This is a genomic window from Actinosynnema sp. NPDC059797, from assembly GCF_042732085.1.
Taxonomy (GTDB): domain Bacteria; phylum Actinomycetota; class Actinomycetes; order Mycobacteriales; family Pseudonocardiaceae; genus Actinosynnema.
The window spans coordinates 1-13,196 of record NZ_JBHWIE010000208.1 but is presented as its reverse complement, the minus strand read 5'-3'; the positions used below and the strand labels follow the sequence as shown (position 1 = coordinate 13,196).

Sequence of the window (13,196 nt, the reverse complement as noted above, 5' to 3'; positions counted from 1 at the left end):
GCTGGCCGTCGACCACGCGGTGGGCGAAGCTGAGCGCCAGCTGGCACACCTTGCGCGGCACGACCTGGCCGTCCACCACCCACGGCATGTCGCGGATCGCGCCGAAGGCCAGGATCGCCACCTCGCCAGGGTTGATGATCGGCGTGCCGGTGTCGACGCCGAAGACGCCGACGTTGGTGATGGTGATGGTGCCGCCCACCATGTCGGCGGGCGGGGTCTTGCCGTCGCGCGCCGTGGTGGCGAGGTCCTCCAGGGCGATCGCCAGCTCGCGCAGCGACAGCCGGTCGGCGTCGCGCACCTTCGGCACGACCAGGCCGCGCGGGGTGGCGGCGGCGATGCCGAGGTGGACGTAGTCCTTGTAGACGATCTCCTGCGCCGCCTCGTCCCACGTCGCGTTGACGTCGGGGGTGCGGCGGGCGGCCAGGACCACGGCCTTCGCGGCGAACGCCAACGGCGTGAGCTTGACGTCCCGGAACTCCGGCGCGTTCTTCAGGCGCGCCCTCAGCTCCATCATCGGCGTCACGTCGACGGTCAGGAACTCCGTGACGTGCGGCGCGGTGAACGCGCTGTCCACCATCGCCTGGGCCGTGGCCCGGCGGACGCCCTTGATCGGCACGCGGCGCTCCCGCGAGCCGGGGACCACCGGGCCGGGGACGGCGGCCGGCGCCTCGGGCGGGGAGGCGAACTGCTCGACGTCCTCCCGCGTGATCACCCCGCCGGGGCCCGAGCCCGTCAGCGCGTACAGGTCCACGCCCAGGTCCTTGGCCAGCTTCCGCACCGGCGGCTTGGCCAGCGGCACGTAACCGCCGCGGGTGGGGGCCGCGGGGGCGGTGACCGGCGGGGCGGCGGGAGCGACCGGGGCGGCCGGCTGCCGGACGACGGGGGCCGGCGGGGTCGGGGCCGGAGGGGCCGGTGGCGTCGGGGCCACCGCGGCGGCGCCCTTGCGCGGCCGGCGCTTGGCGGCGCCCGACTTGGGCCCGTAGCCGACCAGCGTGGCGATCCGGCCGTCCGCCGTCTCCTCGCCGATCTTGCCGTTCGACTCGGCCGGCGCGGCGGGCGCGGCGGCGCCCGCCGGGTCCAGGTCGATGGTGATGATCGGCGAACCGACCTCGACCGTCTGGCCCACCTCGGCCAGCAGCTCGGTCACCACGCCGTCCCACGGGCACGGCAGCTCGACGGCGGCCTTGGCGGTCTCGATCTCGCAGATGACCTGGTTGACCTTGACCTCGTCGCCCGGCCGGACGTGCCAGGTGAGGATCTCGGCCTCGGTCAGCCCCTCGGCCGTGTCGGGCAGGGGGAACTGCTTGAACTGCGGCACAGCTGATCCCCCTACCAGGCCAGAGAGCGGTCGACGGTGTGCAGCACCCGGTCGAGGTCGGGGAGGAACTCCTCCTCCAGCTTCGACGGCGGGTAGGGCGTGTCGAACCCGGTCACGCGCAGCACCGGGGCCTGGAGCGAGTAGAAGCACTCCTGCTGCACCTTGGCCGCCAGCTCCGAGGAGATGGACGACTCGGACGGCGCCTCGGTCACCACGACCAGCCGGCCGGTGCGCCGCACCGACTCGTACACCGGCCCCAGGTCCAGCGGGGACAGCGTGCGCAGGTCGATGACCTCCAGCGACTTGCCCTCCTCCTCGGCCGCCGCGGCGGCGTCCAGGGAGGTGCGCACCATCGGGCCGTACGTCACCAGGGTGACGTCGGTGCCCGTGCGCAGGGTGCGGGAGGCGAACAGCGGGCCGGGCGAGGCGGTCGTGTCGACCTGCCCCTTCTCGTAGTAGCGGCGCTTGGGCTCGAAGAACAGCACCGGGTCGTCGCAGTCGATGGCCTGCTGGATCATCCAGTACGCGTCGGCCGGGTTCGAGCACGCCACGACCTTCAGGCCGGCGGTGTGCGCGAAGTACGACTCGGGCGACTCGGAGTGGTGCTCGACCGCGCCGATGCCGCCGCCGAACGGGATGCGGATGACCATGGGCAGCTTGATGCGGCCCTGGGTGCGGAAGTGCAGCTTGGCGACCTGGCTGACGATCTGGTCGAAGCCGGGGAAGACGAAGCCGTCGAACTGGATCTCGCACACCGGCCGGTAGCCGCGGATGGCCAGGCCGACCGCGGTGCCGATGATGCCCGACTCGGCCAGCGGCGTGTCCAGCACGCGCTGCTCGCCGAAGTCCTTCTGGAGGCCGTCGGTGATCCGGAAGACGCCGCCGAGCTTGCCGACGTCCTCGCCCATCACGACGACCTTGGGGTTGGCCTCCATCGACGCGCGCAGGCCGTTGTTCAGGGCCTTGGCGATGGTCAGCGTCTGCACGGCCGCGGGCGCCCCGCTGTCGTCGGCGGCGCGGCGGTCCAGGGTCGGAGCAGCCATCAGTGGTCACCTCCCGCGAACCCGGCGTGGTAGGCCAGGAACTCGTCGCGCTGCGCCTCGAGGACGGGGTTGCCCTCGGCGTAGACCTCGCTGAAGATCCGCCCGGCCGGTGGGTCGGGCAGGTTGACGCAGTAGTCGCGCAGTTCGACCGCGACCTCGTCGGCCTCGCGCTCGATCGAGTCGAAGAACGCCTGGTCGGCCCACTGCTGCTTGACCAGGTGCACCTTGACGCGCTCGATCGGGTCCTTGAGCTTCCACAGCTCCAGCTCGTCGGACAGCCGGTAGCGCGACGGGTCGTCGGACGTGGTGTGGGCGTCCATCCGGTAGGTGAACGCCTCGATCAGCACGGGGCCGTTGCCCTGGCGGCACTCCTCCAGCGCCCAGCGGGTGACCGCGAGGGTGGCCAGCACGTCGTTGCCGTCGACGCGGATGCCGGGGAAGCCGTAGCCGCGGGCCCGCTGGTAGAGCGGGAGGCGGGACTGGCGCTCGGTCGGCTCGGAGATGGCCCACTGGTTGTTCTGGCAGAAGAACACCAGCGGCGCGTCGTAGACGGCGGCCCACACGAAGCCCTCGTGCACGTCGCCCTGGCTGGTGGCGCCGTCGCCGAAGTAGACGATGGTGGCCTCGCCGTCGGCGTCGCCCACGGCGCCGTCGAACTTCTGGCCCATGGCGTAGCCGGCGGCGTTGAGGACCTGGTTGCCGATCACGATCGTGTAGGGGTGGAACCGGTGCTCCACCGGGTCCCACGTGCCGTGGTCGGTGCCCCGGAAGATGCCGAGCAGGTCGGTCGGCTTGATGCCCCGGCACCAGGCCACGCCGTGCTCGCGGTAGCTGGGGAACGCCATGTCGGTGGGGCGCAGGGCGCGGCCCGAGCCGATCTGGGCGGCCTCCTGGCCGAGCAGCGGCACCCAGATGCCGAGCTGGCCCTTGCGCTGGAGCGCGTTGGCCTCGCGGTCGACGCGGCGGACCAGCACCATGTCCCGGTACAGCCCGCGCAGCTCCTCGGCCGTCACGTCGATGTCGAAGTCGGGGTGCTCGACCCGCTCGCCCTCCGGCGTGAGCAGCTGCACCAGGTCGGCGCCGCCCTCGTCTGTCGCTCGCAAGCCGGCGATCACCTGTTCCGGGGTCGGTGTCGCACCGGTGGCCGGCGGCACGTCCGGCCCGGGGTGCGTCCATTCTTCGGGGGACGACATGCGCCTTGTCTCCTCGTCTACGAGGCCGCCCGGTCGCTTGTGGCGACCGTGCGCGGCGGCACCGCCAGTCGCCGTCGCCCCCGGGGTGTGGGGGTCGGGCAACCGTCGGCGCTGACGGTGTTCTCATCCACATCCTGACATGGGGCCACCCGTCTTGGTGAGCCCCATCCCACTTCGTTACGGGATCCCCAAGCTTCTGACGTGCGGTAACGATAGGAAGGCCAATCTTCGGCCGTCCGAGCAGCGCGTCCGGGCAACGGACGGCGTTGTCCCGGTTACCGTTTGTTAACCGGTGTCGGGCGCGACGGCGGAGCCGGCTCCGCGACCGGAACACCCATGTCGCCGTCCGGTGGACGGGTGGACTACCGACCATCGGGCGCACTGGGTGTTTCCACCAACCGAAACGGGCGCCGGGCGTGACAGGATCGCGGCGTGGACCGTTCAGCGTTGACCCGTACCGTTCGCGAGCTCTGGGAGGACGACATCCTCCCCAGCCTGTCCGACCTGGTCGCGGTACCCGCGATCTCACCCGCCTTCGACCCCGAGTGGGAGTCGCACGGCCACCTGGCCGCCGCGATCGAGCACGTGCGCGCCTGGCTCGCCGCCCGCGACCTGCCCGGCGCGACCGTCGAGGTCGTCCGGCTCGACGGGCGCACCCCGCTGCTGCTGGTGGACGTGCCCGGCACCGCCGACCGGGCCGGGACCCCGGCCGGCGCCGACACCGTGCTGATGTACGGGCACCTGGACAAGCAGCCACCCGTGGGCGGCTGGTCGGAGGGGCTCGGGCCGTGGACGCCGGTGGTGCGCGACGGCCGCCTGTACGGGCGCGGCGCGGCCGACGACGGCTACTCCGGCTACGCCGCCATCGCCGCGATCGAGGGCGTGCGGCGCTCGGGCGGCTCGCACGCGCGGTGCGTGGTGCTGCTGGAGACCGGCGAGGAGTCCGGCAGCCCGGACCTGCCCGCCTACCTGGAGCACCTGCGGCCCCGGCTGGGCGAGGTGTCGCTGGTGGTGTGCCTGGACTCGGGCGGCAACGACTACGACCGCATGTGGCTGACCACGTCGCTGCGCGGGTTGGCGCAGGTCACGATGACCGTGCGGGTGCTGGAGAGCGGGCTGCACTCGGGCATGTCGAGCGGCATCGTGCCCTCGTCGTTCCGCGTCGCCCGGCAGCTCCTCGACCGGCTGGAGGACTCCGCCACCGGCGAGGTGCTGGTGCGCGAGACGCACGTGGACGTCCCGGAGAACCGGATCGCCGAGGTGCGCGAGGCCGTGGCCAGCGCGCCCGGGATGCTGGTCGGGCCGGTGCCGTGGGCCGGCGGGACGCGCCCGGTGACCGACGACGAGGTCGAGCTGGCGCTCAACGCCGGGTGGCGGCCGACGCTGTCGGTGACCGGCGCGGCGGGCCTGCCGGCGCCGGACGACGCGGGCAACGTGCTGCGGCCGTTCACCACCCTGGTGCTGAGCTTCCGCCTGCCGCCGACCGCCGACTCGGGCGCGGCGCTGCGGGCGGTCGAGCGGGCGCTGACCACCGACGTGCCCTACGGGGCGACCGTCGAGCTGTCGCGCGTGGAGCACGCGGACGGCTGGAACGCGCCGGACCTCGCGCCGTGGCTGCGGGAGACGCTGGACCGGGTCGGCCAGGAGGTGTTCGACGCGCCCTGGCGGACCGTGTCGCTGGGCGGGTCCATCCCCTTCATGGGGCTGCTGCACGAGGCGTACCCGGAGGCGCAGTTCCTGGTCACGGGCGCGGTCGGGCCGGACTCGAACTGCCACGTGCCGGACGAGTGGCTGCACCTGGCGCACGCGACGCGGATCACCGAGGCCGTGTCCGTGGTGCTGGACGCGCACGCGCGGCGTTAGGGCTCCCGGAGGCGATCGGCCCCCGCGGCGGGTGCGTCGCGGGGACCGATCGCGCCGCGTCCCCGGCCCGGTCCCAGGGTCCGTCGCCGGGACCGGCCCCACACCCGGACGGCGCACCGACCGATACGGGGAGTAATCAAAACGGTGTTCGCAACACGTTTCACAGCAATGACCTAACTCACGGGTAACCGGTTTACTGAACCGATGCCGCACACTGGTTCAGTGAACGAGCACAACCGGCAGGCGGAACGGGCGCGGCTGGCGGAGTCCGACTCCCCCACCGCACCGTGGCGCTTCTGGGGCCCCTACCTCGCGGGACGCCAGTGGGGGACGGTCCGCGAGGACTACTCGGCGGGCGGCGACGCGTGGACGTCCTTCCCGTTCGACCACGCCCGCTCCCGCGCCTACCGCTGGGGCGAGGACGGCATCGCGGGCATCTGCGACGTGCACGGGTTCCTCAACCTGGCCGTCGCGCTCTGGAACGGCCGGGACCCCATCCTCAAGGAGCGGTACTTCGGCCTGACCAACGACGAGGGCAACCACGGCGAGGACGCCAAGGAGCACTGGTGGGTGACCGACGGCACGCCCACGCACTCCTGGATGCGGGTCGTCTACCGCTACCCGCAGGCCGAGTTCCCCTACGCCGAGCTGCGCGAGAGCGCCCGGCTGGCCGGCCGCAACGAGCGCGAGCCCGAGCTGTCCGACACCGGCGTGCTCGACGAGAACCGGTTCTTCGACGTCGCGGTCACCTACGCGAAGGCGAGCCCGACCGACATCTGCGTCGAGCTGACCGCCACCAACCACGGCCCCGACCCGGCGCCGCTGCACCTGCTGCCGCAGTTCTGGTTCCGCAACACGTGGGCGTGGGGCCGGGACGACCGCAAGCCGTCCCTGGTCGCGCGCACCACCGACGGCTGGCGCCGGATCACCGCCGAGCACGGCGCGCTGGGCCGCTACACGCTGCACGTCGAGGGCACGCCGACGCTGCTGGTCACGGACAACGAGACCAACGAGGTGGCGCTGTTCGGCACGCAGGCCAACCCGACCGCCTACACCAAGGACGGCATCGACCGGTACGTGGTGGGCCGCGACAGCCGGGCGTGCCAGGTCATCGGCCCGGACGAGGCGAGCCTGCCGGGCACGAAGGTCGCCGCCTGGTACTCGTTCGACCCGGTCGAGCCCGGCGAGTCGGTGACCGTGCGGCTGCGGCTGGTGCACGACGACGGCCACCTCGACGCGTTCGGCCCGAGCTTCCGGGACACGATGGAGCGGCGCGAGCGGGAGGCCGACGAGTTCCACCACACCGACCTCGACCCCAAGCGGGCCGCGGTGGTGCGGCGCGCGCTGGCCGGCCTGATGTGGACCAAGCAGCACTACCGCTTCCGCGCCGCCGAGTGGCTGGACGGCGACCCGGCGCAGCCCGCCGCGCCCCAGTCCCGGCGCAGCCCGCACGCCCGCAACGCCCACTGGCGGCACTTCGACGCGGCCGACGTGATCTCCATGCCGGACGAGTGGGAGTACCCCTGGTTCGCGGCGTGGGACCTGGCGTTCCACACCGTGCCGCTGGCGCGGGTGGACCCGGCGTTCGCCAAGGAGCAGCTCCTCCTGCTGTGCCGCGAGTGGCTGATGCACCCGAACGGGCAGCTCCCGGCCTACGAGTGGGAGTTCGGCGACGTCAACCCACCGGTGCACGCGTGGGCGGCGCTCCAGGTGTACCGGTCCGAGGAGGTCAAGGACCGGCGGTTCCTGGCCAAGGTGTTCCACAAGCTGCTGCTGAACTTCTCCTGGTGGGTCAACCGCAAGGACGCCGACGGCAGCTACCTGTTCGAGGGCGGCTTCCTCGGCATGGACAACATCGGCCCGGTGAACCGGTCCGAGCCGATGCTCGGCCAGTGGCGGCTGGAGCAGTCCGACGCCACCTCGTGGATGGCGGCCTACAGCCTCCACCTCATGGAGATGGCCCTGGAGCTGGCGCGGCACGACGAGTCGTACGAGGACGTGGCCACGAAGTTCGTGGAGCACTTCATGAGCATCGCCGAGGCGTCCACCCAGTTCGGTTCCGGCCGGCGCGGCATCTGGGACGAGACGGACGGCTTCTGCTACGACGTGGTGTCGCGGCGGCTGCCGGACGGGACCGTGGAGTCCAAGCCGGTGCGGGTGCGGTCGATGGTGGGCCTGATCCCGGTGCTGGCGTGCGCGGTGCTGGAGCCGTGGGTGTTCGAGGAGCTGCCCGGGTTCGTGCGCCGCCTGGAGCACTGCCTGGCGCGCCGCCCCGAGCTGCGCCAGTTCGTGACCCGCCACGACGGCCGGGCGCTGCTGAGCCTGCTGGACGAGCGCAAGCTGCGGCGCGTGCTGACCCGGATGTTCGACGAGGGCGAGTTCCTGTCGCCGCACGGCATCCGCAGCCTGTCCGCGGCGCACCGCGAGGGCCTGGAGGTGCAGGTCGCCGACCAGGAGCACCGGATCGGCTACGAGCCGGGCGAGTCGCGCACGCCGATGTTCGGCGGCAACTCGAACTGGCGGGGACCGGTCTGGTTCCCGACGAACGCGCTGCTCGTCGAGGCCCTGCGCACGGTCGAGGAGTTCCACGGCGGAAGGTTCCACGTGGAACTTCCGACCCGCTCGACCCGCTTCGTCACGGCGGGCCGGGCGGCGGACGAGCTGGTCAGCCGGTTGGTGTCGCTGTTCCTGCCCGACCACGACGGCCGGCGGCCGGCGGACGGCAAGCGGATCGAGTCGACCGACTCGCCGCTGTGGCGGGACCACGTCACCTTCAGCGAGTACTTCGACGGCGACACCGGCGAGGGCCTGGGCGCGACTCACCAGACCGGGTGGACCGCGCTGGTCGCGTCGCTGTTGACGGATCGTCGTCAAACGGGCGCGGCGAGTGCATCAATTGTGTGACCTGAGCCAACCGGCCGAATATTTTGCGGTCGGACAAGCCGTGTGACACAGGAAAGCCGGAGACCGAAGGTCTGTAACACGCGCGTGCTGTCGCTGGTGTCACCCAAGTGGCAGTATGCCGAACACTCTACCGACACAGTTACGAGGAGTGACGCCGTGGCCCGTCGTACCCGGCACGCCGCGCTTGCCCTGTTCCCCGTGCTCGCCCTGGCGGCCACGATGACGGCGTGCGCCACCAGAGTGGACACCGGCTCGCAGGGGGACGGCTCGTCCATCAGCCTGGTGCAGGACGGCAAGCTGATCACCTGCACCCACCTGTCCTACAAGCCGTTCCAGTACACCGAGGGCGACGAGACCGTCGGCTTCGACGTGGACCTGGTCAACCTGGTGGCCAAGGACCTCGGCGTCACGCAGGAGATCTTCGACACCCCGTTCGACAACATCACCTCGGGCTCGGTGTTCAGCACCAACGACTGCGACCTCGCGGCCGCGGGCATGACGATCAACGAGGCGCGCAAGCAGGCGATCGACTTCTCCGACCCGTACTTCGACGCCAGCCAGGCGCTGCTGGTCAAGAAGGACTCGGGCATCAAGGACCTGGCGGGCCTGAAGGGCAAGCGCCTGGGCATCCAGCAGGACACCACCGGCGAGGAGTACGGCCGGGCGAACGCCGAGGCCAACGGCTACGAGGTCGTCGAGTACGAGGACCTGCCGCTGCTGATGACCGCCGTGCGCACCGGCGCGGTGGACGCCGCGATCAACGACAACGGCGTGCTCTACGACTACGCCAAGGAGTTCCCGGACACCGAGGTCACCACCGAGTTCGACACCGGTGAGCAGTACGGGATCGGCATGAAGAAGGGCAACACCGCCCTCCAGGCCAAGGTCAACGAGGTGTTGAAGAAGGCCAAGGAGAGCGGCGAGTACGACCGGATCTACGAGAAGTGGTTCGGCAAGAAGCCGGAATCGAAGTGACCGGCTGACCCCGGGGCCGGTGCTCAAGAGGCACCGGCCCCTCGCTTTGTCCCACTCCTCGGAGGTTAGGTCCCGATGGCCATGTCCAAGCGGCGGAGGGCGACCCTCTCCCGCCGCGCGCAGTACGTGCTGTTGATCGTGGTCGCGCTCGTGCTGGCGTTCATCGCCGACTGGGCGGAGCTGCGCCGCTCGTTCTTCGACGTCGACACCGCCCGGGACATGTTCCCGAGCATCCTGACGGTGGCCTTCAAGAACACGCTGCTCTACACGGCGTTCGGCTTCGCCATCGCCCTCGCGCTGGGCCTGGTGCTGGCCCTGATGAAGCTGTCGTCGGTGGCGCCCTACCGCTGGCTCGCGACCATCTACATCGAGTTCTTCCGCGGCGTGCCCGCGCTGCTGGTGTTCATCGCCATCGACACCGCGGTGCCGCTGGCGTTCGGCATCGCCTTCGACACCGCGTCCAAGGCGGGCGTGGCGCTGGGCCTCGCGGGCGGCGCCTACATCGCCGAGACGATCCGGGCGGGCATCCAGGCCGTGCCCAAGGGGCAGATCGAGGCCGCCAGGTCGCTCGGCATGTCCCCGTTCCGGACCACGGTCACCGTGGTGATCCCGCAGGCGTTCCGCATCGTCCTGCCGCCGCTGACCAACGAGCTGATCCTGCTCACCAAGGACTCGTCGCTGATCAGCGTCGTCGGCCTGACCAGGGCGGAGTACGAGCTGACGAAGTTCGGCCGCGAGACGCTGAGCCAGAACCCGACGCTGACGCCCATCCTCGTCGCGGGCCTGTGCTACCTGATCATCACCCTGCCGCTGGGCCACCTGTCGCGGTACCTGGAGCGGCGCACGGGCGGCAAGAAGATCAAGACACCGGCATCGACGGAGGTGTGACCGATGAGCTCCGAGATCGCGGTGGAGATCACCGGGCTGAAGAAGTCCTTCGGCTCGCTCGAGGTGCTCAAGGGCATCGACGCGCGGGTCGAGCGCGGTGAGGTGGTGTGCGTCATCGGGCCCTCCGGCTCGGGCAAGTCCACCCTGCTGCGCTGCGTGAACCTGCTGGAGGAACCCACCGCCGGCAAGGTCGTGGTCGACGGCGTCGAGCTGACCGACCCGGACGTGGACATCGACGCCGCGCGCACCCGCATCGGCATGGTGTTCCAGGGCTTCAACCTGTTCTCGCACCTCAACGTGCTGAACAACCTGACCGTGGCGCAGCGCAAGGTGCTCAAGCGCGACGCGAAGCAGGCCGAGGAGGTCGCGCTGCGCAACCTCGCGCGCGTCGGGCTGTCGGAGAAGGTCAACGCCATGCCGGCGCAGCTCTCCGGCGGCCAGCAGCAGCGCGTGGCGATCGCGCGGGCGCTGTCGATGGACCCGGACGTGATGCTGTTCGACGAGCCGACCTCGGCGCTCGACCCCGAGCTGGTCGGCGACGTGCTCGGCGTGATGCGGCAGCTCGCGGACGAGGGCATGACCATGCTCGTGGTCACGCACGAGATGCAGTTCGCCCGCGAGGTGGCCGACCGGGTGCTGTTCATGGACGGCGGGTACGTCGTCGAGGAGGGCCCGGCGGAGCAGGTCATCGGCTCGCCGCGGCACGAGCGGACGCAGTCGTTCCTGGCGCGCGTGCTCAACCCGACCCACCAGGGGCCCGCCGCCTGACCTTGCGCGAGCGCCGCCCCGACCCGCATTGTCGATCACATGGGCGAGGGGGCGCGGCTGGACGTGTTCGACCCCGACCCGCCGCGCTCCTCCCGCCTCGCGGCGGCCGAGGTGCTGCGCGGGGTCGGCGAGCAGGAGGGCGCGTGGCGGCTGCCGCGCCGGCGCGCGGGGATGCCGCCGGTGGTGCGGGTGGCCGACCGGTTCCTGACCGGGCAGCTCGACCTGCGGGCCGTGGAGTTCCCGTACCTGCTGGAGTTCGTGCGGTGCCGGTTCGAGGCGCCGCCCGACCTGAGGCAGGGCAAGCTGGCGGGCATCGAGTTCGCGGACTGCCGGCTGCCCGGCCTGGTGGGGCGCAACCTGTCGTGCGCCAACGAGGTCTCGCTGGCCGGCAGCACCGTCGAGGGCCTGGTCGACCTGGTGGACGCGGACATCGCCGGGTCGCTGTCGCTGCGGGACGCGGCGCTGCGCTTACCCGAAGGCATCGCGTTCCACGCCGACCGGCTCAAGCTCGCGGGCGGGCTGCTGGCGCAGCGCGTGCGGGTCTCCGGCGAGCTGCGCATGGCCGGCGCGCGCGTCGGCGGCTACTGCAACTTCGGCGGCGGGTCGCTGGACAACCCGCTCGGGCACTCGTTCAACGGCACCGGGCTGCACGTCGGCGGGAACCTGCTGATGACCGAGTGCCGGTTCCGCGGCACGGTGCTGCTCGCGGGCGCGCGGGTCTCCTCGGCGCTGACGCTGCGCGGCGCGGTGGTCAGCGACGGGCGGGCCGACGACGACGCGCTCGACCCGCACTCCGACCCCAACGCCACCCTGGTGTTCGACCGCCTCACCGTGGACGGCGACGTGCAGCTCGACCGGGGGTTCGGCAGCACGGGGACGGTGCGGATGGTCAACGCCGCCCTCGGCGGCACGCTGTCGCTGTCCGGCGGGGAGTTCGACGCGGGCGGCCCGGACCTCGGCGAACCCACCGGCTACGGGCGGGCGCTGCGGACCGACGTCGCCGAGCCCACCGGGTACGGGCGCGCGCTGCACCTGGACGGCGCGCAGGTCGGCGGTGACGTCATCGGGCGGCAGGCGCGGGTGCGCGGCCAGCTGCGGATGGTGGACCTCCAGGCCAAGGGCAGCCTGATCCTGGACGGGTCCACCCTGGACAACCCGCGGGCCGACGCGGTGCTGGGCAACCGGTCGCGGATCGGCAGCAACCTCACCGCCCGCGAGGTCGAGGTCACCGGGGGGCTGGAGCTGCGCGGCGTCACCATCGGCGCCAACCTCGACCTGCGCGGCAGCCGCCTGACCTGCCCCGGCCGGTACCGGCACCAGCCGGCGGGCAAGCCGTCCCTGGACGTCGGCGGCGCGGTGATCGGGCGCGACCTGATCTGCGCGCGGGGCGAGAAGGAGTTCGTGGCGCACGGCGGCGTGCGGGCGCGGCGGGCGCAGGTCGGGCGGATGGCCACGTTCGCCGGCGCGGTGCTCGGCGACAAGCTCGACTCGCACGCGCTGAACGTGCTGGGGCTGCAGGTGCAGGAGCTGGTGGTCACGCCGGTCACGCCGCCGCGCGGGGACGTGACGCTGCGGCAGGTGCGCTGCACCTCGTTGGAGGACAACGAGAACTTCTGGGGCGCGACCGGGCGGATCGACCTGGAGGAGTTCCGGTACGACTCGCTGCGGCACCCCATCGACCTGCGCGACGACGAGGAGGTCGCCCGGCGGCTGCGGTGGCTGCGCCAGGCGATGCGGCGCACGTACCGGCCGGGGCCGTACGACCAGTTCGCGGAGATGCTGCGGGCGAGCGGCAACGACGAGCACGCGTCGGCGGTGCTGGAGGAGAAGCAGCGGCTGAGGTACCTGGCGGTGGCCGAGGGGCGGGGTTGGCTGAGGCCGCTGGTGCTGGTGTGGAGCTGGCTGCAGCGGGCGATGGTGGGGTACGGGTACCGGCCGGCGCGGGCGGTCGGGTGGCTGGTGGTGGCGTGGCTGCTGGGCAGCCTGTGGTTCGAGGCGGGACCGCGGCTGCGCGAGATCAACGAGCAGGACCACCTGCCGTGGAACCCGTGGCTGTTCACCATCGACCTGGTGGTGCCGATCGTGGACTTCGGCAACAAGAACCGGTGGCAGACGCCGGGGGCGTCGCAGTGGATCGCGTCGGGGCTGACCGCGCTGGGGTGGGTGCTGGCCACCACGGTGGCGGCCGGTTTCACCCGGGTGTTGAAGCGGTGAGCACCGGCGCGGTGCCCGGCGGGTGGACGC

Annotated in this window: 9 protein-coding genes; 6 read left to right on the top strand and 3 right to left on the bottom strand. The window is 71.9% G+C overall.

The features are described 5' to 3' along the window. The 3 genes from ACFV4N_RS30755 to pdhA form a co-directional block, all read right to left on the bottom strand. Window positions 1-1,318: dihydrolipoamide acetyltransferase family protein (locus ACFV4N_RS30755; protein ID WP_499676127.1), on the bottom strand; the 1,318-nt coding region annotated here is incomplete at its 3' end. A gap of 11 nt (window positions 1,319-1,329) precedes the next feature. Next, on the bottom strand, window positions 1,330-2,361 hold the full coding sequence (locus ACFV4N_RS30750; protein ID WP_499676126.1) for an alpha-ketoacid dehydrogenase subunit beta: 1,032 nt from the start codon (window positions 2,359-2,361) through the stop codon (window positions 1,330-1,332). Then, window positions 2,361-3,554 (bottom strand): pyruvate dehydrogenase (acetyl-transferring) E1 component subunit alpha, encoded by a 1,194-nt coding sequence (pdhA, locus tag ACFV4N_RS30745; protein ID WP_499676125.1) that lies wholly within the window; start codon window positions 3,552-3,554, stop codon window positions 2,361-2,363. Before pdhA ends, ACFV4N_RS30750 begins: the two co-directional genes overlap by 1 nt. A 432-nt stretch (window positions 3,555-3,986) precedes the next feature. Between pdhA and ACFV4N_RS30740 the strand changes: the two genes are divergently transcribed. The 6 genes from ACFV4N_RS30740 to ACFV4N_RS30715 all read left to right on the top strand — a co-directional run bounded on the left by ACFV4N_RS30740 (window position 3,987) and on the right by ACFV4N_RS30715 (window position 13,166). Next, the gene (locus tag ACFV4N_RS30740; RefSeq protein WP_499676124.1) at window positions 3,987-5,417 is read left to right on the top strand and encodes a M20/M25/M40 family metallo-hydrolase; all 1,431 of its coding nucleotides are present in this window, start codon (window positions 3,987-3,989) and stop codon (window positions 5,415-5,417) included. A gap of 222 nt (window positions 5,418-5,639) precedes the next feature. Further along, entirely contained in the window at window positions 5,640-8,321 is a 2,682-nt protein-coding gene (locus tag ACFV4N_RS30735) for an MGH1-like glycoside hydrolase domain-containing protein (protein WP_499676123.1), read from the top strand. Window positions 8,322-8,477: 156 nt separating this feature from the next. After that, window positions 8,478-9,296 carry a basic amino acid ABC transporter substrate-binding protein gene (locus tag ACFV4N_RS30730; RefSeq protein WP_499676122.1) on the top strand — a complete coding sequence of 273 codons (819 nt, stop codon included), beginning with the start codon at window positions 8,478-8,480 and terminating at the stop codon, window positions 9,294-9,296. 75 nt (window positions 9,297-9,371) lie between these two features. After that, complete coding sequence (locus ACFV4N_RS30725) at window positions 9,372-10,184, top strand: amino acid ABC transporter permease (RefSeq protein WP_499676121.1); 813 nt, start codon at window positions 9,372-9,374, stop codon at window positions 10,182-10,184. A gap of 3 nt (window positions 10,185-10,187) precedes the next feature. Then, window positions 10,188-10,952, top strand: a complete 765-nt coding sequence (locus ACFV4N_RS30720) for an amino acid ABC transporter ATP-binding protein (protein ID WP_499676120.1) — start codon at window positions 10,188-10,190, stop codon at window positions 10,950-10,952. Between the two features lie 39 nt (window positions 10,953-10,991). Beyond that, window positions 10,992-13,166, top strand: coding sequence for a hypothetical protein (locus tag ACFV4N_RS30715; RefSeq protein ID WP_499676119.1), 2,175 nt, complete (start codon window positions 10,992-10,994; stop codon window positions 13,164-13,166). Window positions 13,167-13,196 lie beyond the last annotated feature (30 nt).

Bases quoted from the DNA above. Each gene is read 5' to 3' on its own strand.
- ACFV4N_RS30750 (WP_499676126.1), bottom strand. From the start codon at position 2,361: ATGGCTGCTCCGACCCTGGACCGCCGCGCCGCCGACGACAGCGGGGCG.
- pdhA (WP_499676125.1), bottom strand. From the start codon at position 3,554: ATGTCGTCCCCCGAAGAATGGACGCACCCCGGGCCGGACGTGCCGCCG.
- ACFV4N_RS30725 (WP_499676121.1), top strand. From the start codon at position 9,372: ATGGCCATGTCCAAGCGGCGGAGGGCGACCCTCTCCCGCCGCGCGCAG.
- ACFV4N_RS30720 (WP_499676120.1), top strand. From the start codon at position 10,188: ATGAGCTCCGAGATCGCGGTGGAGATCACCGGGCTGAAGAAGTCCTTC.
- ACFV4N_RS30715 (WP_499676119.1), top strand. From the start codon at position 10,992: ATGGGCGAGGGGGCGCGGCTGGACGTGTTCGACCCCGACCCGCCGCGC.